Raw genomic sequence first — 248 nt, 5'->3', positions numbered from 1 at the left:
ACTTCGGTCAGCTCCTGCAGCGCCGCCGGCTGCACGCCGCCAAAGGTGGCAATACGCAGCATGATGTCGTTGCGCGCGCGTTCATCGAACTTGCTCAGCACATCGGCGGCCTGGCTGCGGTTGAGGTGCACCAGAATGGTGGCGATGATTTGCGGATGTTCGTCGCGGATCAGCTCCCATACGCCCTGCGGCTCCATGATATTGAGGGTTTCGATGCCGTTACCGCTGTCGGACGAGTCGAGGATGTC

1 protein-coding gene is annotated in these 248 nt (G+C 61.3%); it reads right to left on the bottom strand.

Translation table 11 applies throughout. The features are described 5' to 3' along the window. On the bottom strand, positions 1–248 hold a 248-nt coding region (locus N7568_RS28020), incomplete at both ends, for a hypothetical protein (protein ID WP_261612311.1).

It is taken from the genome of Paenarthrobacter aurescens (genome assembly GCF_025421775.1).
GTDB classification, from domain to species: domain Bacteria; phylum Actinomycetota; class Actinomycetes; order Actinomycetales; family Micrococcaceae; genus Arthrobacter; species Arthrobacter aurescens_B.
Note: the sequence above shows the minus strand (reverse complement) of the source record. Positions and strands in the feature narration are given on the sequence as shown.